The organism is Bradyrhizobium sp. CB3481 (assembly GCF_029714305.1).
GTDB lineage: Bacteria > Pseudomonadota > Alphaproteobacteria > Rhizobiales > Xanthobacteraceae > Bradyrhizobium.
This window is the reverse complement of record NZ_CP121647.1, coordinates 2614517-2637181: the sequence shown is the minus strand read 5'-3', so window position 1 is coordinate 2637181 and position 22665 is coordinate 2614517. Positions and strand designations below refer to the sequence as shown.

Here is a 22665-nt window from a genome sequence, read left to right as displayed (position 1 = left end):
TATTCATGTCGAAGCGCCGGATAGCCGTGGCCGTCCTGGCCCTGATCGCAGTCGGCGGCGTGCTGGCTGCGATCGCAGCGATGGGCCCGGTCAATCCGGCGATGTGGGGCCCGTCGGCCGCCACGCCGCAGGAAAAGCGCTGGCAAGCCGTTGCGCCCGGGCGTGTTGAAGCCTGCTCCGGTCAAATCAAGGTCTCGGCGGCGGTCGTCGGGGTGGTTCACAAGGTATTGGTGAAGGCCAATGACAAGGTGTTTGCCGGCGAGCCGCTGATCCAGCTGGCCGACGATGAGCTGCGCGCGCGGCTCGCAGCGGCGGAGGCGCAGGTCGCCATGCGCGAGCGTGCGCGGGACGAAAGGTCCGCGACCGGCAGCGCCAAAACACGGCGCAAGGCCCAGGATGCCGTGGCCGACGCCGAGCGAACGCTATACGACGCGCGATCCGCAGTGGATCGGGCTGCCGCGCGGCTTCGAACCAAGGCCGGCTCGGAGGCAGACCTGACCGCCGCCCGGCTGGCGTTGACGCGCGCCCAGAACGAGCTGTCAACGCGGCAAGGGGAGCTTCGCACCATCGATGACGACGCTTTGCCCACTTCGCTGGAGGGGCAGCTGACGATCGCCCGGGCGGAATACGCCGTGGCGCGTGCCGCCCTCGACAAGATGACGGTGCGCGCACCGATCGACGGCACCGTGCTTCAGGTCAATGTGCGGGAGGGCGAGGCAGTTTCGCCGGGCTCGCCGCAGCCACCGCTGCAGCTTGCCGATCTCTCTGCGTTGTGCGTGCGCTCGGAACTGGACGAACGCGATATTGGCGCAGTCAGGGTCGGCCAGCCGGTGATCGTGCGGGCGACGGCATTTCCCGGCCGCGAGTTCGAAGGAAGCGTCTCGTCGGTCGCGCCGCTGATCGAGCCCGGCCAGCTCGATCCGCCCGGATCGCGCAATCAATCCGACGTTGATGTCGTCCGGGTCGTGGTCGGATTGACGGTGCCGGGAGACCTCACGATCGGCATGAAGGCCGATGTCTATTTCCGTGCCGACAAGGTCGCCGCGCCGTGAAGGAAGGTGTTTCGTCCCGCTGCGGACTCGGGAACTCGAAGCGCGAGTGCATCGTGAAACCAGCGCTCCCCCTGATCGCGGAGCTTCAACAAATCGCGGCCGCCATCGCCTCCTCGCGAAACTCATCCGGAAGTACCTGCCCGTCGTCTCCGGATGAGCCACATCGCAAATCTGACGATCCAGTCCGGTGCATTCAAGTAGCGCAATGTTTCAACCTGACCTTGGTCTTCGCGGTCTCGAAAGCTTGCATCGGAGAGATAGTCCCGATCCGTGGCGCACCACTCCAGTGTGCTTGCGATCTCCTCCTGTAAAGGACCGCCATCTGGTAGCTTTGCGAGATAGTTCAGTTCGCGCCGGAGACAGATGGCTTCGATCCGATAGCGGCTCTCCTCTTCATAGATGATTCCCCATCGTTCGAGCCTTGCATGAGTCGCTTCATGGACGATGGTGGAAGTTATCCGATCGAGCGTCATCTCTTCCTTGAGAAGGTAACGCTTATCAAGGATGCAAGCGTTCAATGTCCTTTCATAGTGCGCTTCAGCGCTTGGAATCAGACGCACCCATATTCGGTCGAGATTACGGGTGACTCGTAAATAGTTGAGCGGGTCGTGGCGTTTGAGCAGTTGAAGCGCATCCTCGACGCGACGCAAGCCCGGATAGGGCTCATCTTCCATGGTGCCCACCCAGAGCCCATCAACGTTTCTGTTCGTTGATAGCCAGAGTGCAATGAGATCGGCGTAGGAGGGATTTCGGTCCGGCTTTTTTGCCACGACGAGACCGCGGGATTTTCGCGACAATTCCAAGTACTGCAAGTGTCACCCGCTACGTCAGACCCGGCTGCGCGATGATCGTAAGCGATCGTCTCTTTCAGGTTGTTTAGAACGTCAATTAAAATCGTATCGATTGTAGCGACGAGGCACGTTCCGCAAGCTCAATGAAAATCGCGTGACGGCGGCAGGATGCGGACGTCGCGCGGGTGGCGGATTTTCTGGGCCGGCGTATCGGCGTGGTCGCGGCGATCGTCGTTGAGTGGCTCGATTAGTGCTGCCCCTGCCGGCACCGGAGGCTTGCGGCTCAGCGCATCATTGGCGAGGCCGATCAGATCGTGGGAGCGGTCGAACATCCGCTGCGCCACCAGATGCGTCACCTCCTCCGGACTGCTCTGGATATAGCCCTCGACCAGGATCAGGCGCGCGCCCATCACCTCTTTCCGATACTGCTCCATCACCTTCGGCCACACCACGATATTGGCGATGCCGGTCTCGTCCTCCAGCGTCATGAAGACGACGCCCTTGGCGCTGCCCGGCCGCTGGCGCACCAGCACCACGCCGGCGCAACTGACACGGCGGCGGTCGTTCCTGTGGTTGACGTCCTTGCAGGGAACGACACGTTCCCGGGTAAACATCTCGCGCAAGAACTCCATCGGGTGGCCCTTCAGCGACAGGCGGACCGTCTGGTAGTCGGCGACCACCTGCTCCGGCAGCGGCATCTGTGGCAGCGGCTTTGCGTTCTCGTCGGGCTGCTCGCGGGCGACCGCGGCCTGAAATAGCGGCAGCGGCACGTCATCCGGCAGCCGCCGCACCGCCCACAGCGCCGCGCGGCGATCGAGCCCGATCGAGCGGAAGGCATCGGCATCGGCGAGCAGGATCAGCGCGCGCTTCGGCAGGCCGGTGTCGCGGGCGAACTCTTCAAGCGAGGTGAAGGGTCGGCGCCTGCGGGCGGCGACAATGCGGTCGGCCCAGTCTTGCTCTCTTTCTATGTTGTCATTCTGGGGCGCTGCGATAGCAGTGAACCCGGAACCTCGAGATTCCGGGTTCACGCTTCGCGTGCCCCGGAATGACGCCTGCATTCGCTTCAACCTCTCCTCATCCTCATCGAGCCAATGAAACCCGTCGATCTGGCGGAAGCCGAGGCGCACCGCGCAGTATTTGCCGTCCCCTTCCTCCAGCGTGTTCTGCGCAAAGCTGTAGGACACATCGATCTCGCGGACCTCGACGCCGTTCTTGCGGGCGTCGCCGACGATCTGCGCAGGGGCGTAAAAGCCCATCGGCTGCGAATTGAGCAGGCCGCAGCAGAACGCGTCCGGGTGATAATGCTTCAGCCATGACGAGACATAGACGAGCTGGGCAAAGCTCGCGGCATGGCTTTCCGGAAAGCCGTAACTACCGAAACCCTTGATCTGCTCAAAACAGCTTCTGGCGAAATCGGGATCGTAGCCGCGTGCGACCATGTTGCCGATCAGCTTGTCTTCGTACTTGCCGATGGTACCGACATTGCGGAAGGTCGCCATCGCACGGCGCAGGCCGTTGGCCTCTTCGGAGGTGAACCTGGCCGCCTCGATCGCAATCCGCATCGCCTGCTCCTGAAACAGCGGCACACCGAGCGTCTTGTGCAGCACGCGGTACAGTTCATCCGCCGGGCCTTGGTCAGGCGCCGGCGACGGATAGCTAACCTTTTCCTTGCCGTTCCGCCGCCGCAGATACGGATGCACCATGTCGCCCTGGATCGGACCTGGCCGCACGATCGCGACTTCAATGACGAGATCGTAAAACGTCTTCGGCTTCAGGCGCGGCAACATGTTCATCTGCGCGCGGCTCTCGACCTGGAACACGCCGAGGGACTCCCCCCTCTGTAGCATCTTGAAAACATCGTCGTTGTCGATCGCCTTGATGTCAGCCAGTTCGTAGCGCTTGCCCTTGTGGCCGGCGATCAGGTCAAAACATTTTCGGATGCAGGTCAGCATGCCCAGGGCGAGCACGTCGACCTTCATCATGCTCAGCGCGTCGACGTCGTCCTTGTCCCATTCGATGAAGGTACGGTCATCCATCGCGGCATTGCCGATCGGCACATAGGTGTCGAGCCGGTCCTGCGTCAGCACGTAGCCGCCGACATGCTGCGACAAATGGCGGGGGAATTCGATCAGCTCGGTGGCGAGCTCCACGGCAAGCTCGACCATGGCGTTCTGCGGGTCGAGCCCGGCCTGGCGGACCTGCATCTCGTTGAGGCCCTTGCCCCAGCTTCCCCACACCGTGTCGGCAAGCGCCGCGGTGACGTCCTCGGTCAGCCCCAGCGCCTTGCCGACATCGCGGATCGCGCTGCGCGGGCGATAATGGATGACGGTCGCAATGATCGCGGCGCGGTGGCGGCCGTAGCGGCGGTAGACATATTGCATTACCTCCTCGCGCCGCGAATGCTCGAAATCGACGTCGATGTCGGGCGGCTCCAGCCGCTCCTTGGAGATGAAGCGCTCGAACAGCAAATCGACCTTGGTCGGATCGACCGAGGTGACGCCGAGCACGTAGCACACGGCCGAGTTCGCCGCCGAGCCCCGCCCCTGGCAGAGGATGTTCTGGCTGCGCGCATACTGCACGATGTCATGCACGGTGAGGAAATAATGCGCGTATTTCAATTCGGCGATCAGATCGAGTTCTTTTCGCAAGGTCGCGCGCAGCTTGTCATCGATCACCCCGCCGAAATATTTGTCGACGCCGGCCCAGGTGAGATCTTCCAGATGCTGCTGTGCGGTCTTGCCCGGCGGCACCGGCTCGTCCGGATACTGGTATTTGAGCTGGTCGAGCGAGAATGAAATGCGGCTCGCAAAGCGCATGGTTTCGGCAACAGCCTCGGGAAGATCGCGAAACAGCCGCGCCATTTCACTGACAGGCTTGAGGTGGCGCTCGGCATTGGCCTCCAGCCGCCGGCCGATGGCGTCGATCGTGGTCTTCTCGCGGATGCAGGTCAGCACATCCTGCAGCCTGCGGCGGGCGGGATTGTGGTACAGCACCTCGTTGGTCGCGAGCAGCGGCACCTTGGCGGCGCGCGCGATATGGTGCAGATGCGCAAGGCGGCGCCGATCGTCGCCGCGGTAGAGCAGGCTGGCGGCGAGCCAGACGCCATCGGCGCGGCTCGCCTTTAGCCGTTCCAGAATCTTTTGCGCGCCTTCTGCGTCGAAACGGTGCGGCAGCGCTAGCACCAGAAGCTGCCCCTCGGCGAAGTCGAGCAGATCCTCGAACCGCAGATGGCATTCGCCCTTCTCGATCCGATTGATGTCGTTGCCGCGCTTGCCGCGGGTGAGTAGCTGGCAGAGCCGGCCGTAGGCAGCGCGGTCGCGCGGATAGACCAGAATATCGGGCGTGTCGTCGACGAAGACGATCCGCGCGCCGATCAGGAGCTTTGGCGCGTGCTTGACCTCGGGATTCTCGAGCTCCTTGTAGGCGCGCACCACGCCGGCCAGCGTGTTGTGGTCGGCGAGGCCGATGACGGGAATGCCGAGCTCGCTCGCCTGATGCACATAGGCGCGCGGATCGGAGCCGCCACGCAGGAACGAGAAATTGCTGGTGATGCCGATTTCGGCATAAGCAGGAACAAAGTTTTTCATGCGAACAGCCCATGCACGAACCATCTGACCGGCGCGGGCTCGCCCTCCTCATCCGCCGGCTCGCTGTCATAGAGACCGCCGCGAAAAATCCAGAAGCGCCGGCCGGCTTCATCCTCGATGCGGAAATAATCCCGCGTCGGGCCGTCGCCGTTTGGCTTCCACCATTCCATGGCGATCCGCTCGGGTCCTTCCACCCGCACCACCGCGTGCGTCACGCGCCGCCAGGTGAACTGGTGCGGCGGCCCGTCAGGCACGGTGGCGAAAGGCACCTTGATCGGTTCTGGCTTTTCGAACAGCCGCAAGGGACGCAGCGGCGGCTCGCCCTCGATGCGTTCGGGCCATGCTGCCTGCGTCGCCGCGGCGAGATGATGCTGCGCAGCGACCGCCAGCACGGCGCTTTCGGGAATGTGAGTATCGGCGGGCAGATGCACTACGACGCGTTTTCCCCCGATGCGCGCGGCGATACGGTCGATCAGCGCGGACAATTCATCATTGTCATGGACGTTCGCGTCGAGGTCGCGCTGCTGCTGCACCACGATTTCGGTGCGGCTGGCGGAAAGCCGGATCAGATCGAAACCGAAGCCGGGATCGAGAGGATCGTTGAGCGCCTCTAACCGCTCGCGGAACAGGCGGTCGATCATCTCAGGCTTCGTCACCGGACGTCCGGTTTCAACTGAAATCGTCCGCACCGCGCCGTCGGTGCGGAAAAAACTTGCTTCCAGCTTTCGGGCGCCCTTGCCCTGCTTGTCCATCGCCGTGACCAGCATGGCAGCCAGCGCCAAGAGGTTCATCGCGATCACGGTGTCGGTGGCAACTGGATCGGGAAAACGTTTCTCGACGATGTAATCCGGCAGCGGCTTTCGCGGGCTGATCGGCCCATCGCCCTGCCCGAGCGCCTGCTGCAACCGTGCCGTAAAGGCCGCGCCGAACCGCGCGGTGATTTCGTGGGGCGCACGCAAGGCGACGTCGCCGATGGTCTTCAATCCTGCACGGCGCAGACCGGCGATGATGGCATCTTCAGTGCCGAGCGCGGAGACCGGCAGTGGCGCGACAGCTTCCGCCTCCTCGCCGTCGGCGACGATCTTTCCGGAGGCGTGCCGCGTCAGCGTGCGGGCGCAGATCGCGGTGGAGGCGATCGCGGCGCTAACCGTAAAGCCGCGGTGGCTCAGCGCGCCCATGACGATCTGCAACAGCGCGCGTTCGCCGCCGAACAGATGAGCGCAGCCGGTGATGTCGAGATAGAGCCCGTATGGAGAATCGAGCGCCACCAGCGGCGCGAAGCGATCGCACCAGTCGGCGATGTCCTCGAGCGTCTTGCGGTCGGCCACTTCATCGGCGTCGAACACCGTCATTTCAGGGCAGATCGCGCGGGCATTGGCGAGCGGCAGGCCGATCGAAAGGCCGGCGCGGACGGCGGCCTCATCCAGCGAATGGATCAGGATGGCATTGTGCTGCTTGGCGACGACGACGGTGGGGTAAGTTTGCGCACTGGTCGTGTGGCTGGAGGTATCAACCGGCGCACCACTGTTGTTCCCTCCCCCCTTGCGGGGGAGGGTTAGGGAGAGGGGTGGCGGCAACGGCGGTGTCTGTGGCTTACCCCTCTCCCCAGCCCTCCCCCGCAAGGGGGGAGGGAGCGCACCGGTCGTGTCGCAAGCAGCGAGACTCGAAACGGAATTTTCATCCGCTTTGCAGTTTTCAGCTTGCGCGGCGCTGGCCTGCATAAGCCGCCGCTGGATGCGATCGACGGGCAGGCGTGGCAGCCACAGGCTGAGAATACGCCGCCGGTTCGCTGAAGAGGCACTCATCGCATTTCCATTCCATGATCCAGCGGCCGACCGGGCCATGACGGTTACGAACAAGCTGCGCGTCGAACACTGGCGCGCCCCACGCACTCCAAGGACCAGACGGCGGCGAGTGCGCCGCGCGCACGATCCATCTGGTTTCCGCGGTCGAAGGCCGCGGCTCCGCCGCCACCCGCAGCAGCAAGGCCGTGACACCGGAAGCCTGCGCGGCCAGCGTGAGTTTGCGGCTGGCGACGAGATCGAGCTGACGCGCCTGCCCCCAGACCTCCAACACGACGGCGCCGAGCGCATCGCAGGCCAGCGCATCGGCGGCGGTCCGCAGCGCGGCATCGGTGTCCTGGGCGCGCACGGTCACCAGCAGCCGCGGATCAAGACCCAATTCGCACAGCCCGCTCATCGAGAGGGCGCCTGTTTCAATTTCCGAAAAATCCTGCCGCACCCAGACCAGCGGCCGGCGTGACGACATCCGTCCCGCGAGGCCAGCGATGAAGCCGGTGGCCGTCGCGCTCTGGTGTCCCTCGGCGAATACCTCGTGCACCGCCGCGCGCGCCAGTCCGCCCTGCAACGTTGCATCCGCAACCATATGGCCGAGCGCAACCCTGTTGAGATCATGCGCCGCGCCCTGCTCCAGGCGCTCGATGCTTCCCCGCAAAGTCGCAAGCGTGCTTGTGCGTGCGCCGCTCATGCGCCGCTCCTTCTGGAATTTGGCCTTGCCGCTTCTTCCCGAAGTGAACGCGCGGCTGGCCCAATCGTTCATGATATGTTCTAATATAAAGCTAACAGCCCAAGCAGAGTCAATCGAGATCGACATCAGGGCGATTCATGAGCGGAATCAAAGGGATTCACCGATGGACGTGCAACGTAAGCTGGAAATCCTGGCCGATGCTGCGAAATACGATGCTTCCTGCGCCTCCTCCGGCACGGAAAGGCGGGATTCCAGCGACGGCAAGGGCCTCGGCTCGACCGCACCTGGCATGGGTATCTGCCATTCCTATGCGCCTGATGGCCGCTGCATCTCGCTATTGAAGGTGCTGCTCACCAACGCCTGCAATTACGACTGCTTATATTGCGTCAACCGCACCTCCTCGAACGTGCCGCGTGCCCGCTTCACCGTCGACGAGATTGTGCAGCTGACGATCGACTTCTACCGCCGCAACTACATCGAGGGATTGTTTCTCTCCTCCGGCATCATTCGCAGCGCGGATTACACCATGGAGCAGGTGGTAAGCGTCGCGCGAAAACTGCGCGAGGAGCATCACTTCCGCGGCTACATTCATCTCAAGACAATTCCGGAGGCCGACGACGCGCTGATCGCGGAGGCCGGCAAATATGCCGACCGTCTCTCTATCAACATCGAAATGCCGCTGGAGAACAGCCTCGCCAAATTCGCGCCGGAGAAGGACGTGCGCGCGATCCGCCGCACCATGGGCCGGCTGCGCCTGAAGCTGGATGAAGCCAAGGAGAACAGCCAGGCCGCAACCAGGGCAAAGCCGCCGCGCTTTGCGCCGGCCGGCCAGAGCACGCAGATGATCATCGGCGCCGATACAGCCAATGACAAAACCATCCTCGACACCAGCGCCAATCTCTACGGCTCCTACCGCCTCAAGCGCGTCTATTATTCGGCCTTCAGCCCGATCCCGGATGCCAGCCGCGCGCTGCCGCTGGCTGCGCCGCCGCTTGTTCGCGAGCACCGGCTCTATCAGGCCGACTGGCTGATGCGGTTCTATGGGTTCGACGCCGGCGAGATCGTCGACGAGGCCAAGGGCATGCTGCGGCTCGACATCGACCCGAAACTGGCCTGGGCGCTGCGCCACCGCGACCGCTTTCCGCTCAATGTCGCAACCGCCAGCCGCGAGGAACTATTGCGCGTGCCGGGCTTTGGCACCAAGGCGGTCGACCGCATCATCACCACGCGCCGCCTGACCACGATCCGCCTTTCCGATCTGGCGCGGCTGCACATTCCGCAGAAGAAAGCGCTGCCGTTCATCGTGCTCGGCGACCACCGTCCGTCGCCGCGCCTGCTCGATGGTGCGGGCCTCATGGAACGATTCAAGCCGAAGGCGACGCAGTTGGGATTTGGGTTTTGACCACCGGCGTCATTGCCTGCGACAAACGCGAAGCGTTTGCGCAAGGGAGCGAAGCGACGAAGCAGTCCATGCCTCAACAGGCCGAGAAATGGATTGCTTCGCGGAGCCTGTCATCCGGCGGCGCTTCGCGCCGACCAGGTGGCTCGCAATGACGGCGGAGTATGCGGAGAGTACAGATGCACCACATCACCCTCGATAGCGAAACCGATTTCGACGGCTGGCGCAAAGCAGCACGGGCGCTGGCGTTGAACGACGTCAAACCCTCCGACGTGACCTGGCGCGTGGCTGGTGATGCGCCCGGCCTGTTCGAGCCGACCGATCCGCCGCTCGAACCACCCCACGGCACCTTCAACGTCCCGGCTCGATTTGTCGAACTGGCCGAGATCGCGATCCTGCACCGTAATCCCGAACGGTTCGCCCTGCTCTACCGCCTGCTCTGGCGGCTGCGCAGCAATCACGACCTGCTCGAAATCGCGACCGATCCCTATGTGGCCGAGATCGCCGCCATGGCGAAGGCAGTGCGCCGCGACGAGCACAAGATGCACGCCTTCGTCCGCTTCCGCGAAGTTGGCCGCGAGCAGAAGTCGCACTTCGTCGCCTGGTTCGAGCCGGAGCACCACATCGTCGAGCTGGCCGCCCCGTTCTTCGCACGCCGCTTCGCCGACATGCCCTGGTCGATCCTCACCCCCGATGTCTGCGCGCATTGGGACGGCCATGCGGTCTCGATCACGCCCGGGGTCGGCAAAAGCGAAGCGCCGACCGCCGATCGGCTGGAGGAAACCTGGCGGCGCTACTACGCCAGCATTTTCAACCCCGCCCGGCTGAAGGTTCAGGCCATGCAGAAGGAGATGCCGCGCAAATACTGGCGGAACCTGCCGGAGGCCTCATTGATTAAACCCCTGACCGAAGGCGCGGAACGCATCGCCAGCGCGATGATCGCAAAGGCAGCAAGCGAACCGCACAAGCCGCAGAAGCGGCCGGAGCCGCCCCAGACGGGCGATAGAGCGGACGACATGGCACGCAAGCGCTTGGACGAAATCGAGGCACTCCGCGAGGAAGCCGCCGATTGCCGCGCCTGCCATCTTTACAAGCACGCGACCCAGACCGTGTTCGGCGAAGGAAGGCAGACGGCGCGGATCATACTGGTCGGCGAGCAACCCGGTGACAAGGAAGATCTCGCCGGCAAGCCGTTCGTCGGCCCCGCGGGGCAGATGCTGGATCGTGCGCTGGAAGAGGCCGGGATCGACCGCCGCAAGGTCTACGTCACCAATGCGGTGAAACATTTCAAATTCGTGCCGCGTGGCAAGATCCGGCTGCACCAGAAGCCGAACACGCCGGAGATACGGGCGTGCCGGCAATGGTATGAACGCGAGCTGGCCGCTATCCGGCCTGACCTGGTGGTGGCGATGGGCGCCACCGCCGCGCAAAGCGTGTTCGGCAAGATTACGCCGATCAACAGGAATCGCGGCCGTCCGATCGATCTAGATGATGGAACCCGGGCGCTGGTGACGGTGCATCCGTCCTATCTGCTCCGATTGCCCGATGCGGAGGCCAAGGCGCGCGAATACCGGCGCTTCGTCCAGGACCTCAAAATCGCCGCCGAGGTGCTGCGAAAATCGGCACATGCGGCCTGAATTTCGCCGATCCCGACCCGCAATTTCTGGTGAAATATAACGGGAAAAATTGACAATCCCGTTTGCAACTATTAATTGATTGGAGACACAATCGCATTCTCAAGGGAATGTGGGACGTCTTGGTCACGCTATGACGCTCCCATATGGTCGACGCGCTGCGCGGTCCTCCTCCAGCCCCGGCGCCGTGCAGCGCGCGACCCACTTCCCTTCAACTCCTCTCCTTATTGCACCGCACGCAACCTCCCTGTCGGCTGGTCACGCGTTGGCTGTTCGGCGCTGCACGCCCAAGCGTTCAGCCCCGCGCCGCAGCTTCCAATTCCGCGATATCAAACTTCACCATTTTCAGCATGGCCTCGGAAACGCGCTTTGCCTTGGCGGGATCTGGATCGGCCATCAATTCCCCAAGCCGTCGCGGTGCAATCTGCCAGGAAAGGCCCCAGCGATCCCTTAGCCAACCGCATTGCTCGATCTTGCCGCCCTCCCGCAACGCATCCCATAAATGGTCGATCTCGGCCTGCGTGTCGCATTCGACCATGATCGAGAAACTGTGGTTGAACGGATCGAGCGGACCCGCCTCGATCGCCATATAGCGCTGGTCGCCCAAGGTGAAGGCGGCGATCTTGACGCTGCCGGCGGGCCCGCTCGGGCTGTCGGCCGGCAGAGCCGAGACCCACTGGATCGCGGACCCACGGATCAGCGAGGTGTAGAAGCCGATCGCGGCCTCCATGTCCCTTTCGAACCAGAGATGTTGTGTGACCTTCATCGACGCTCCTCTCACATAGCCAGCCGCACCTTGCGGCCACTTTCGTTCCAAGGACGGATGAAGGAAGCTTCTGCCGACATGGCCGACGGAAATTCTTCTCAACGAACAAAAAAAATGAAGGCCTGTATTGAACATACAGGCCTTCTTTTACGCGCCGTCGCACTTCATGTGCGATCGAAGTTGAAGTGACTTCTTGCCTGCTTACGACGCCGCCAGCTTGTTCTCGACCAGCTTGATCCAGTACGAGGTGCCGTAGACGATCGCCTCGTCGTTGAAATCATAGGCGGGGTGATGCAGGCCGGCGCTGTCGCCGTTGCCACAGAAGATGAAGGCGCCCGGCCGGGCCTCCAGCATGTAGGAGAAATCCTCCGCGCCCATCAGCGGCGGCATCTCGTGGACGTTCTGGGCGCCGGCCACCTCCTTGGCGACCCGGGTCGCGAACTCGGTCTGCTCGGCATGGTTCTTGGTGACGGGATAGCCGCGCTCGTAAACCAGCTCGATCCTGGCGCCGGTCATCTTGGCGATGCCCTCGCAGATTTCGCGGACGCGCCGCTCGACCGTTTCGCGTACTTCCGGCGTCAGCGTGCGAACCGTGCCGCGCAGCTCGGCGGTCTGCGGGATGACGTTGCGGGCGTTGCCGGCGTGGAATTCGCAGATCGAGATCACGGCCGAGTCCAGGGGATCGATGGTCCGCGAGACGATGCCCTGCAGCGCGGTGATGAGCTGCGAGCCGACTAGGACGGAATCGATGCACTTGTTCGGACGGGCGGCGTGGCCGCCGAGCCCCTCGATCTTGATGTCGATCGAGTCGGTCGCGGCCATCACCGGGCCGGAGCGGATCGCGAACGAACCGATCGGAATGCCCGGGCCGTTGTGCATGCCGTACACCTGCTCGATGCCGAACCGATCCATCAGCCCGTCCTTGATCATGGCGTCGGCGCCCGCCCCGCCCTCCTCGGCGGGCTGGAAGATCACGACCGCATTGCCGGCGAAGTTTCTGGTCTCGGCGAGATATCGCGCTGCACCCAAAAGCATCGCCGTATGCCCGTCATGGCCGCAGGCGTGCATCTTGCCCGGGGTTTTCGAGGCGTGCGGCAGGTTGGTTTCTTCCTCGATCGGCAGTGCATCCATGTCGGCGCGGAGCCCGATCACACCGATCTCGCCCTTGCCGGGCTGCTTGCCCTTGATGACCCCGACGACGCCGGTCTGGCCGAGGCCGGTGGCGACCTCGTCGCAGCCGAATTCGCGCAGGCGGTCCGCCACGAATGCTGCAGTGCGGTGCACGTCGTAGAGCAATTCGGGATTTTCATGGATATCGCGGCGCCAGGCCTGAATATCGGATTGCAGATCGGCGACGCGGTTGACGATAGGCATGGATTTTCTCGAACCTCGGGGTTGGAAACGCTGGAGCCTCTGTAGCATGCAAGGGGCGGTCCACCCAATACGCTGCCTCACAGTCCCGTCCACAAGGAGCTTGGCCGGCCGAGGCCAAAAAGCCCGGAAAAGCGCTGGGAATTGTGCTTGGGGATCAAGCGGCCAGCGTGTTCTCGACCAGCCTGATCCAGTAGGAGGTGCCGAACACGATCGCCTCGTCGTTGAAATTGTAGGCGGGGTGGTGCAGGCCCGCGCTGTCGCCGTTGCCGCAGAAGATCAGCGCGCCCGGCCGCTGCTCCAGCATGTAGGCAAAATCTTCGCCGGCCATCAGCGGCGGCATCACCTGCACATTGGCATCGCCGGCGATGTCGCGGGCCGCCCGCGTCGCGACCTCGGTCTGCTCGGTATGGTTGACCGTGACCGGATAGCCATGGACGTAATCCAGATCGATCCGTGCGCCCGTGAGCTGCGCCACGCCGGCGACGACGTCGCGGACCCGCTTTTCGACCAGTTTTCGCACCTCGCCATTCAACGTGCGCACCGTGCCCTTCAACTCGGCGGTTTGCGGGATCACATTGCGGGCATGGCCGGCGTGGAATTCGCACATCGAAATGACAGCCGATTCCAGCGGATCGACGCTGCGCGACACGATCGATTGCAGCGCCGTGATCAATTGCGCACCGACAAGAACGGAATCGATGCTTTGGTGCGGTTGCGCCGCGTGCCCGCCACGCCCTTCGATCTTGATGAGCACGGCATCGCCGCCAGCCATGATCGGGCCGGGCCGCAGCGCGAACGAGCCGACCGGAATGCCAGGTCCGTTGTGCATGCCGTAGACCTGCTCGATGCCAAAACGGTCCATCAGACCGTCCTTGATCATCGCCACCGCGCCGGCGCCGCCCTCTTCGGCGGGCTGGAAGATCACGACCGCATCGCCGGCGAAGTTCCTTGTCTCGGCGAGATAGCGCGCTGCGCCGAGCAGCATCGCGGTATGGCCGTCATGGCCGCAGGCGTGCATCAAACCCTTGGTCTTGGAGGCGTAAGGCAGATCGGTCGCCTCCTCGACCGGCAGCGCGTCCATATCCGCCCGCAGGCCGATGACCTTCACATCGCCCGTGCCGACGGGACGGTTGCCCTTGATGACGCCGACGACGCCGGTTCGGCCGATGCCGGTAGCCACCTCGTCGCAGCCGAATTCCCGCAACCGGTCCGCCACCAATGCCGCGGTGCGGTGCACGTCGTAGAGAAGTTCCGGATGTTCATGAAAATCCCGGCGCCAGGCCTGGATATCGGGTTGCAACTCGGCGACGCGGTTGACGATGGGCATGGTAATAACAGGCTTTCCGAATTTGGATGCTTATCTCGTGTAGCATGCAAGGGTTGGTCCACCCAAGACGCGCACGGGAACGCCGCCCATTCCCAGCCGTCATGGCCAGGGCTTGTCCCGGCCATCCACGTCTGACTAATAGGCGAAAGACGTGGATGCCCGGCAAGGCCGGGCATGACGGTCGGGATCGGGTGGAAACCAAAAATGCCGAAGCGGCTCGAAGGGGATTTCGACTATATCGTGGTGGGCGCCGGCACCGCCGGCTGCATCATGGCCAACCGCCTGTCGGCCGATCCGAAAAACCGCGTGCTGCTGCTGGAAGCCGGCGGCAATGACAACTGGATCTGGTTTCACATCCCGGTCGGCTATCTCTTCGCGATCGGCAATCCGCGTTCGGACTGGATGTTTCGGACCGAGGCCGAGCCAGGCCTCAACGGCCGCTCGCTGGCCTATCCGCGCGGCAAGGTGATCGGCGGCTGCTCGGCGATCAACGCGATGATCTCGATGCGCGGCCAATCCGCCGATTACGATCACTGGCGCCAGCTCGGCCTGACCGGCTGGGGCTATGACGACGTCAAGCCGCTGTTCAAGCGGCTGGAGGATCATTTCCTCGGGCCAAGCGAGCATCATGGCGTCGGCGGCGGCTGGCGCATCGAGGCGCCGCGGCTGTCCTGGGAAGTGTTAGATGCGATCGGCGACGCCGCCGAGGAAATGGGCATCAGGCGCATCCCGGATTTCAACACCGGCGACAACGAAGGCGTGAGCTATTTCCACGTCAACCAGAAGCGCGGCCGCCGCTGGTCATCGGCGCGCGGCTTCCTCAAGCCGGTGCTGAACCGCAGCAATCTGCGGCTGGAAAAGCACGTGCTCGTCGACCGTCTCATCATCGAGAACGGCCGCGCCGTCGGCGTGCGCTTTCTGCAAGGCAACGAGGAGGTCGAAGCGCGCACCAAGGGCGAAGTCATTTTGTGCGCGGGATCGATCGGCTCGACCCAGGTGCTGCACCGGTCCGGCATCGGCCCTTCCGACTGGCTGTCGCCGCTCGGCATCGATGTGGTGCTCGACAAGTCCGGTGTCGGGCGCAACCTGCAGGACCATCTGCAGCAGCGCGCGATCTACAAGGTCGAGGGCGTGCGCACGCTGAATGAAACCTATTGGTCGCTGATCCGGCGCGGCATGATGGGTCTCGACTACGCCTTCCGCCGCCGCGGGCCGCTGACCATGGCGCCGTCGCAGCTCGGCATCTTCACGCGCTCCGATCCGCGCCGTGCGCGCGCCAACATCCAGTTTCACGTGCAGCCATTGTCGCTCGACAAGTTCGGCGATCCCCTGCACCGCTTCCCCGCGATCACCGTCAGCGCCTGCAATCTGCAGCCGACCTCGCGTGGCACCGTACGCATCCGCTCCGCCAAGCCCGATGAAGCACCGTCGATCGCGCCGAATTACCTTTCGACCGATGACGACCGCCAGGTCGCGGCGGACGCGATCCGCACCACGCGGCGGCTGATGAAGCAGAAGCGGCTCGAGCGTTATCACCCGGTCGAATATTTGCCCGGCCCCGGCGTCGGCGATGACGACGCCTCGCTGGCCAAAGCCGCCGGCGATATCGGCACCACGATCTTCCATCCCGTCGGCACCGCGAAGATGGGCACGCCGAATGATCCCATGGCTGTCGTCGACGAGCGGTTGCGGTTCTACGGGATTGGCGGCTTGCGCGTCGTCGACGCGTCGGTGATGCCGACGATCACCTCGGGCAACACCAACACGCCGACGGCGATGATCGCGGAGAAAGGGGCTGCGATGATTTTGGAGGATGGGAGCTAGGCCTGCTGCTCCCGCGCCGAAATTTTCGCGCGGATGCGCGCCGACAGCGCAAGGTCGTCATTGGTGGCATACAACTCAAGAGAGGAAATGGTTGTCTCGACGACAACCCGGTCGCGCCACCGATCAACCAGCTCGACGAGTTCTGTCGTTTCCACCGCATCGAGCTCGGTGCTCATATGATAATAGCCCACGAGGTAGAGCCCCGTGGGAGAAATGCCCAGGCTTCTCTGCAGCACTGCAAACGGATCTTCGCCGTCGATCTGCTGCGGATAGACCGGAAAATAGATGCGGCCGGTATTCCGGGTGCCCAGAAACGGGCCTTTCAGGCAAATTGAGATCGGACCGGTCCGCTGCAGCAATTCCCGCGCTGCGGCCACGTAGCGATCGAGATCGGTCTCCGACATGCCGCTGACAAGCGTGGCGTGCAGCCTGGACCGGCGTCGTTCGCCAATCTCCCACGCAATCTTCGGCGCGAAGCGCGCTGATCTCATCGCCTGCTCGATCGCCCCAAACGGCGCGGATTGCGCGAAGACGTCCGCCGCGATCGGCATCACCAGCGCATGGCGCGCCTTCTCGTAAGTCCCGTTCCGATAGTCGCGCCCATCCGCTTCGCTTATCACGGCCGGATGGCCGGGGTTGACGAGGGGAAGGTGGGCGAGCCGGTATCCATCGTCGAAAGCGATACAGTCACCAGGCCGATATACTTTTTGGCCCGACCGATAGGCCATCATCTCCTCGTCGCAATACGTTGTGGCTGGCATGCGCCCCCTGCTCCGCCGTCGGCTTCCTCCTATTAGAATCTGTCCACGGCTCTGCCAACCGGCCACGGCGTGCAAAGCACCGCCGTGGCCTGCATTGGCGAGGGGTCGCTGAGCCTTGTTCAGCGCACCGGATCAATCGGCGTAGCCAAGCCGAGCCGCGCCTCGATCGCTTCGGCCGCCTCCAGGCAAAGGTCCTCCCGAAACCGACGGCCGGTGACCAGCACGCCGATCGGCAGGCCTGTCGCCTCATCGCGGCCGGCCGGCACACAGGCGGACGGCAATCCCAACACGTTGGCGGGGACTACCGGGCGCATCAGCTCCATGGTCGCCGCGGTGCCCTCGGGCGTCGCTGAGTCGAAGCCGTGCGCGAACGGTAATTGCGACCATGTCGGCGACAGCAGCAGCGGTCTGTCGGCCATGAAGGTCGACCAGGCGCGCGCGACGCCGTCGCGCTCAACCATCAAATGCGACCACGCTGTGGCGTCGGCCAGCGGCGGTACGCCCTGGTTGGCGATGTTGAGAAAGGCGACCGCGTCGGCGCCCATCATCGGCTGCAACAGCCCGAGCACTGAATTGAAGTCGCCCATGATCAGCCGCGCCCAGCAGCTTATGGCGTCCTCGTATCGCGGCGGGCAAACCTCTTCGACGACATAACCGGCGTCGGCCAGCGCTTGCGCCGCGCGGCGCACCGTCGCGGCGACCTGCGGATCCGTGCTGCCACCGGGCGGCTCGGCCACAACAGCGACGCGGATCGGCCGGCCCAGCAGCGGGCCGTCGAAGGGCGCATCGATCGACCATGGATCGCGCGGATGCGCGCCCATCAGCACACGCAGACCAAGCCGCACATCGGCCACGCGGCGGGCCATCGGACCCTGGACGTTCATCAATTGCACGGCCAGCAAATGGTCTTCCACCGGAACGTAACCTGCATCGGGCACCCGGCCGGCCGAGGGCCGAATCGAGGCGATGCCGCAGGCATTGGCCGGATTGCGCAATGAACCGCCGATATCATTGCCGAGGCCGATCGGCGTCATGCCGCTGGCGAGCGCAGAAGCCTCGCCGCCGCTCGAGCCGCCGGCGGTGCGCTCAGGATGCCAGGGATTGCGCGTCAGTCCATGCAACGAACTCATGGTGTGAACGCGCAGCGCCATGTCAGGCAGATTGGTGCGGGCGATCGGTATCGCCCCGGCGGCGCGCATTCTCTCGACAACCGGCGCATCGGCCGGTGCCACGGCTTGGGCCAGCGCCGGCACGCCCCACGTCGTGGGCAGGCCGGCCATGTCGATGTTCTCCTTCACCGTGAAGGGCACACCGTGCAGCGGACCCATCCGCTCGCCGGCAGCCAGCTTTCGGTCGGCTGTGGCCGCCGCGGCGCGGGCCTCGTCCGCCAGCACACGCACCACCGCGTTGAGCGCCGGATTGACGGCATCGATGCGCGCCAGATGCGCATCCACCACCTCCGCCGAACTGAGCTGACGATCTGCGATCCGCTGCGCCAGCTCGGTCGCGGAGAGTTGCCAGATCTCGGTCATCGTGAACTCCTCTATGGCGCTCATGGCACTACACAAAGCATCGGCCACCATGCGGCCGGAAGCAAGGCAGGTTGACTGCAACCGTAACGGAGCATGATCTCGTTCGCTCACGAAAATGTCATCCCTTGAGACTGCTGACGCCGACAGTCACCTCGGGCAATCCAATACTTCGAGGTAGATGACCGTCGAGAAAGACGCCGCGATGATCCTGCAGGATGGGCACAAATAGCCGCGCATCGCGGAACGCGATTATTGAAATTGTTTCGCGTTGTAGTAGAACGAATTTGCTAGCCGCGCGCTTACAAGTGCGCGTCGATAGTAGCCGCTCCCGCAGAGGACCGCGCGGAACGCGGGCGCTTAACAAATGCCCTGTGGCCGCAATAGCAGGGAATGGACCACATTATGGAAAGCTCCACTATGGCTTAAATCGGTTGTCATCCGGTAGTCCGATTTCATCCTCGAATATCATTGGAGAAGACGTCATGCTCGGGCCTGAATCTCGTCCAACGCTCGACGCGCCGGACGACGATCCCTACCTCTGGCTCGAAGACATCGAGGGTGCTCTAGCGCTTGAATGGGTTGAAGCGCAGAATACGGCGACGGGGAAGCTGTTCGGCCAGAAGCAGACTGCGGCGGACCGGGATCTGCTCAAGACGATCTTCGACCGCCCCGACAACGTTCCCTATCCCACCCGGATCGGCGGGCGGTTATTCAATTTATGGCAGGACGCCGCCAATCCGCGTGGTCTTTGGCGAACCACGACGCTGGAAAGCTTCCGCAGTGAAGTTCCCGCTTGGGAGGTTCTGCTCGATCTGGATGCGCTCGCACGCCAGGAAAACGAAGACTGGGTTCTGAAGGGCACTTCGATCTTGCCGGGCACCCATGACCGCGCCATCCTCAGCCTGTCGCGCGGAGGCGCAGACGCGGTCGTGCTGCGCGAATTCGACATTGCCGAGCGCGCCTTCATGCCGAATGGCTTCTACCTTCCGGAAGGCCAGAGTTCGACAGTCTGGCTCGACCGCGACACTCTGTTGCTGATGTCGGCGGTGGGACCGGACATGGCGACGGCATCGGGCTACGCGCGCACGGTTCGGCTTTGGCAGAGAGAAACCGATCCGCTCGCAGCTCTCATCATTTTCGAAACGCGCCCCCACTCTATCCTCGTCTACGCAGGTGTGGATCGGGAGAGTCCCCAAGAGCTCGTATGGTTTGTCGAGAAGCCCGGGATCATCGAATCCAACGTCTGGACCGGTGATCGTACGGGCCCGAAAATGCGGATCGAAGTCCCAACCGACGCTTGGCTGTCCTGGCAGCGCGATTGGCTCGCCGTGAAACCGCGCACGCCCTGGAATATCCCTGACGCAGCCTACGGAGACAAGACGCACGGGACCGACACCGTAATAGGCATTTCCTTTTCGGCCTTCCTGGCTGGCGATCGTCGCTTCACGACTCTTTTCGAACCAGCTAGCCGACGCGCGCTGCAAGGCTTCTTCTGGTGTGGCGGCCGACTGGTCCTGTCGATCCTCGACGATCTGAAACCCGTCTTCGAGGTTTTCACTCCAGCCGACGGTGCCTGGTCACGCGAACTTGTCGCCGGCCTGCCCGACCTTGGAACGGTGTATGTCTGGCCCTTCGACAGCGAGGCGGAAGAGTCGAACGGGGATCTGTTAGCGAGCGCTCAGGACCCGTTGACACCGCCGTCGCTGTTCGTCGTCAGACCTGCGGCAGCCCCCGTTCTGCTCAAGCAAGCTCCGCGGGCGTTCGATCCAGCCGGCCTTGTGACCACACGGCACGAAGCGGTGTCGAGCGATGGCACGCGGATACCTTATGTGCAGGTCGGCCCGCCGGGAATGTCCGGAGACGCGCCCGTGCACCTTTATGGCTACGGGGGCTTCAACGTCTCGCTACCACCGTTCTATAACGCCGCTATCGGAAAGCTCTGGCTCGAACTCGGCGGCACAAGCGTGATTGCACGTTTACGTGGAGGTCGTGAGTTCGGTACCGAGTGGTACGAGGCCGCACGCCGCGAAGGCCGGCGCCTTGCGCACGATGATTTCGCAGCCGTGGCAGCCGATCTCGTGCGCCGTGGCGTCACGCATCCCGGCCGCATTGCGGCCGAGGGCGGATCGAATGGAGGTTTGCTGATCGCCAATATGCTCACGCGCTATCCGGATCGATTCGGTGCCCTGCTCTGCACCGTCCCGGTCATCGATATGCGTCGCTATGCAAAGCTGCTCATTGGCGCGGCGTGTATCGATGAATATGGCGACCCCGACAAGCCCGAGGATTGGCAATTCCTGGCGCCGATGTCTGCCTATCACGTCGCATCGCCCGGCAAGAATTATCCGCCAATCATGCTTGTGACCAGCCGCCGTGATGATCGCGTTCATCCCGGGCATGCCCGCAAAATGGCGGCCAAATTGCAGGCAATGGGCTATGAGGCTCATTTCTATGAGCCCGCTACCGGCGGCCACAGCTCCGGCAAGGATCATGACGAGCAGGCTGCTCTCATCGCGCTTGAACTTGCCTTTCTCCGACGCGCAATTGGCTGGTAATGCGCGAGCCTGTCGGTTTGGTCCGTGCAGCTTTGAAGAACAGGAGAAGCATTGCGGCTCCGAGGGCGCAAGCGCTGCAATTAACTCCCGCTGTCGCGTAACTTCGCCAAGCATCCAACCGCCTTGTCGCTACCGTCCTCACGAAATCGTCATTGCGACTTCCCGCTTTACCTGACATGGCGGGAATAAACCCCGCCCCTGCCCGATCACGTCCCTGCAAGCCCAATCACGGGCTCAGGGAGATTTGCCATGAGCGATCACGATCACCACGATGACGGTGTCAGCCGGCGTCGCGTGCTGGAATGCATGACCTGGGCAGGCACCGGCGTGCTCTGGACCGTTGCGGGCGGCGTACCGCGGTCGCTTGGCATTGTGGATTCGGCTGAGGCCGCCGAGCCCACAGGCATGACCTTCCTGCAGATCAGCGACAGCCATGTCGGCTTCGACAAACCGGCCAATCCGAATGCGATCGGCACGCTGGAAGAGGCCGTCGAGAAGATCAGGGCGATGCCGGCAAAACCGTCCTTCATGATCCATACCGGCGACATCACGCACCTATCGAAGGCCTCCGAATTCGACGACGCCGAGCGCATCATCTCGCAGGCCAAGCTCGACGTGCACTATGTGCCGGGCGAGCACGACATCATCGATGAAGAGGTCAAGCTCTACAAGGAGCGCTACGGCCGCGGCACCAGGGGGCCCGGCTATTACGCGTTCGACGCCGGCGGCGTGCACTTCGTCGGCCTCGTCAATGTCGTCGACCTCAAGGGTGGCGGCCTCGGCAATCTCGGCAACGAGCAGCTCGAATGGCTGGAGCACGACCTGAAAGGCCGCTCGAAGTCGACGCCGATCGTGCTGTTCGCGCACATCCCGCTGTGGACGGTGTATCCGCAATGGGGCTGGGGCACCGAGGACGGCGCGCGGGCGCTGGAATACGTCAAGGGTTTCGGCTCGGTCACGGTGCTCAACGGCCATATCCATCAGGTGATGCAGAAGGTCGAGGGCAACGTTACCTTCCATACCGCGCGCTCGACCGCCTTCCCGCAGCCGGCGCCAGGCACCGCTCCCTCGCCCGGCCCGATGAAGGTCGAAGACAGCCGGCTTCGATCGCTGCTCGGCGTCGCCAGTATCAACTTCAAGCAGGGCGACCAGCGGCTCGCGATCATCGACACGCCGCTGCAGGGCTGAGAGGATTTTGGCAATGCATTCGATCAATCGTCGCGACTTCGGCATCGCCGTGATCGCGGCCGCGCTTCTCTCGGCCGGCGCCGCGCGCGCCGAAGACTCAACTGATCCTTTGGCCGTGCACATCGACAATTTCGTATTCGAGCCGGCGCAGCTCACGGTGAAGGTCGGCCAGACCGTGACCTGGACCAACCGCGATGACATTCCCCACACCGTAGTGTGCGCCGGCAAGTTCAGGTCGAAGACGATGGATACCGATGACACCTTCGCGTTCACGTTCACGGCACCTGGCGAATACAAGTATTTTTGTTCGCTGCATCCGCATATGACGGGGTTGATCAAGGTTGAGTAGCGCGTCAGACCAAGGCATCACATCCCTGCCCGGCCGCTG

General features: G+C 63.5%; 16 protein-coding genes. 7 read left to right on the top strand and 9 right to left on the bottom strand.

Annotated features, from left to right (window positions below):
- The first annotated feature begins 5 nt into the window (after positions 1-5).
- On the top strand, positions 6-1052 hold the full coding sequence (locus QA643_RS12540) for an efflux RND transporter periplasmic adaptor subunit (protein WP_283033466.1): 1047 nt from the start codon (positions 6-8) through the stop codon (positions 1050-1052).
- 122 nt (positions 1053-1174) lie between these two features.
- On the opposite strand, the gene QA643_RS12535 is transcribed toward QA643_RS12540, so the two are convergent.
- The 4 genes from QA643_RS12535 to QA643_RS12520 form a co-directional block, all read right to left on the bottom strand.
- The gene (locus QA643_RS12535; protein WP_283033465.1) at positions 1175-1726 is read right to left on the bottom strand and encodes a hypothetical protein; all 552 of its coding nucleotides are present in this window, start codon (positions 1724-1726) and stop codon (positions 1175-1177) included.
- 257 nt (positions 1727-1983) lie between these two features.
- A complete protein-coding gene (locus QA643_RS12530) occupies positions 1984-5430 on the bottom strand; it encodes an error-prone DNA polymerase (RefSeq protein WP_283033464.1) in 3447 nt (1148 codons plus the stop codon).
- On the bottom strand, positions 5427-7007 hold the full coding sequence (locus tag QA643_RS12525; protein WP_283033463.1) for a DNA polymerase Y family protein: 1581 nt from the start codon (positions 7005-7007) through the stop codon (positions 5427-5429). Before QA643_RS12525 ends, QA643_RS12530 begins: the two co-directional genes overlap by 4 nt.
- Positions 7008-7125: 118 nt before the next feature.
- Entirely contained in the window at positions 7126-7917 is a 792-nt protein-coding gene (locus QA643_RS12520; RefSeq protein ID WP_283034788.1) for a DNA repair protein, read from the bottom strand.
- 163 nt (positions 7918-8080) lie between these two features.
- On the opposite strand from QA643_RS12520, the gene QA643_RS12515 reads away from it, so the two are divergent.
- Positions 8081-9319: a putative DNA modification/repair radical SAM protein gene (locus QA643_RS12515; RefSeq protein WP_283033462.1), complete on the top strand. Its 1239-nt coding sequence runs from the start codon at positions 8081-8083 to the stop codon at positions 9317-9319.
- A gap of 176 nt (positions 9320-9495) precedes the next feature.
- A complete protein-coding gene (locus QA643_RS12510) occupies positions 9496-10953 on the top strand; it encodes a UdgX family uracil-DNA binding protein (RefSeq protein WP_283033461.1) in 1458 nt (485 codons plus the stop codon).
- Positions 10954-11245: 292 nt separating this feature from the next.
- Here the strand turns inward: QA643_RS12510 and QA643_RS12505 are convergent, their stop codons facing one another.
- The 3 genes from QA643_RS12505 to QA643_RS12495 form a co-directional block, all read right to left on the bottom strand.
- Positions 11246-11716 carry a VOC family protein gene (locus QA643_RS12505; RefSeq protein ID WP_283033460.1) on the bottom strand — a complete coding sequence of 157 codons (471 nt, stop codon included), beginning with the start codon at positions 11714-11716 and terminating at the stop codon, positions 11246-11248.
- Between the two features lie 201 nt (positions 11717-11917).
- The gene (locus tag QA643_RS12500; RefSeq protein WP_283033459.1) at positions 11918-13090 is read right to left on the bottom strand and encodes a M20 aminoacylase family protein; all 1173 of its coding nucleotides are present in this window, start codon (positions 13088-13090) and stop codon (positions 11918-11920) included.
- A 154-nt stretch (positions 13091-13244) separates the two neighbouring features.
- Complete coding sequence (locus tag QA643_RS12495) at positions 13245-14417, bottom strand: M20 aminoacylase family protein (protein WP_283033458.1); 1173 nt, start codon at positions 14415-14417, stop codon at positions 13245-13247.
- A gap of 204 nt (positions 14418-14621) precedes the next feature.
- On the opposite strand from QA643_RS12495, the gene QA643_RS12490 reads away from it, so the two are divergent.
- Complete coding sequence (locus QA643_RS12490; protein WP_283033457.1) at positions 14622-16241, top strand: GMC family oxidoreductase N-terminal domain-containing protein; 1620 nt, start codon at positions 14622-14624, stop codon at positions 16239-16241.
- Here QA643_RS12490 and QA643_RS12485 read toward each other — a convergent pair.
- Together QA643_RS12485 and QA643_RS12480 are read right to left on the bottom strand one after the other, a co-directional pair.
- On the bottom strand, positions 16238-17002 hold the full coding sequence (locus QA643_RS12485; RefSeq protein WP_283033456.1) for a hypothetical protein: 765 nt from the start codon (positions 17000-17002) through the stop codon (positions 16238-16240). The genes QA643_RS12490 and QA643_RS12485 overlap by 4 nt on opposite strands.
- Before the next feature lie 119 nt (positions 17003-17121).
- Positions 17122-18534, bottom strand: coding sequence for an amidase (locus tag QA643_RS12480; protein ID WP_283033455.1), 1413 nt, complete (start codon positions 18532-18534; stop codon positions 17122-17124).
- Between the two features lie 482 nt (positions 18535-19016).
- Here QA643_RS12480 and QA643_RS12475 point away from each other — a divergent pair, with 482 nt between their 5' ends.
- From QA643_RS12475 to QA643_RS12465, 3 genes are all read left to right on the top strand, one after another.
- Positions 19017-21089 (top strand): prolyl oligopeptidase family serine peptidase, encoded by a 2073-nt coding sequence (locus tag QA643_RS12475; RefSeq protein WP_283033454.1) that lies wholly within the window; start codon positions 19017-19019, stop codon positions 21087-21089.
- A gap of 249 nt (positions 21090-21338) precedes the next feature.
- On the top strand, positions 21339-22277 hold the full coding sequence (locus QA643_RS12470) for a metallophosphoesterase (RefSeq protein ID WP_283033453.1): 939 nt from the start codon (positions 21339-21341) through the stop codon (positions 22275-22277).
- Positions 22278-22290: 13 nt separating this feature from the next.
- On the top strand, positions 22291-22626 hold the full coding sequence (locus QA643_RS12465; protein WP_283033452.1) for a cupredoxin family copper-binding protein: 336 nt from the start codon (positions 22291-22293) through the stop codon (positions 22624-22626).
- The last annotated feature ends 39 nt before the right edge of the window (positions 22627-22665 follow it).

Bases quoted from the DNA above. Each gene is read 5' to 3' on its own strand.
- QA643_RS12515 (WP_283033462.1), top strand. From the start codon at position 8,081: ATGGACGTGCAACGTAAGCTGGAAATCCTGGCCGATGCTGCGAAATAC.
- QA643_RS12530 (WP_283033464.1), bottom strand. From the start codon at position 5,430: ATGAAAAACTTTGTTCCTGCTTATGCCGAAATCGGCATCACCAGCAAT.
- QA643_RS12485 (WP_283033456.1), bottom strand. From the start codon at position 17,002: ATGCCAGCCACAACGTATTGCGACGAGGAGATGATGGCCTATCGGTCG.
- QA643_RS12495 (WP_283033458.1), bottom strand. From the start codon at position 14,417: ATGCCCATCGTCAACCGCGTCGCCGAGTTGCAACCCGATATCCAGGCC.
- QA643_RS12520 (WP_283034788.1), bottom strand. From the start codon at position 7,917: ATGAGCGGCGCACGCACAAGCACGCTTGCGACTTTGCGGGGAAGCATC.
- QA643_RS12540 (WP_283033466.1), top strand. From the start codon at position 6: ATGTCGAAGCGCCGGATAGCCGTGGCCGTCCTGGCCCTGATCGCAGTC.
- QA643_RS12465 (WP_283033452.1), top strand. From the start codon at position 22,291: ATGCATTCGATCAATCGTCGCGACTTCGGCATCGCCGTGATCGCGGCC.
- QA643_RS12480 (WP_283033455.1), bottom strand. From the start codon at position 18,534: ATGACCGAGATCTGGCAACTCTCCGCGACCGAGCTGGCGCAGCGGATC.
- QA643_RS12475 (WP_283033454.1), top strand. From the start codon at position 19,017: ATGCTCGGGCCTGAATCTCGTCCAACGCTCGACGCGCCGGACGACGAT.
- QA643_RS12470 (WP_283033453.1), top strand. From the start codon at position 21,339: ATGAGCGATCACGATCACCACGATGACGGTGTCAGCCGGCGTCGCGTG.
- QA643_RS12535 (WP_283033465.1), bottom strand. From the start codon at position 1,726: ATGGAAGATGAGCCCTATCCGGGCTTGCGTCGCGTCGAGGATGCGCTT.
- QA643_RS12505 (WP_283033460.1), bottom strand. From the start codon at position 11,716: ATGAAGGTCACACAACATCTCTGGTTCGAAAGGGACATGGAGGCCGCG.
- QA643_RS12490 (WP_283033457.1), top strand. From the start codon at position 14,622: ATGCCGAAGCGGCTCGAAGGGGATTTCGACTATATCGTGGTGGGCGCC.
- QA643_RS12510 (WP_283033461.1), top strand. From the start codon at position 9,496: ATGCACCACATCACCCTCGATAGCGAAACCGATTTCGACGGCTGGCGC.
- QA643_RS12500 (WP_283033459.1), bottom strand. From the start codon at position 13,090: ATGCCTATCGTCAACCGCGTCGCCGATCTGCAATCCGATATTCAGGCC.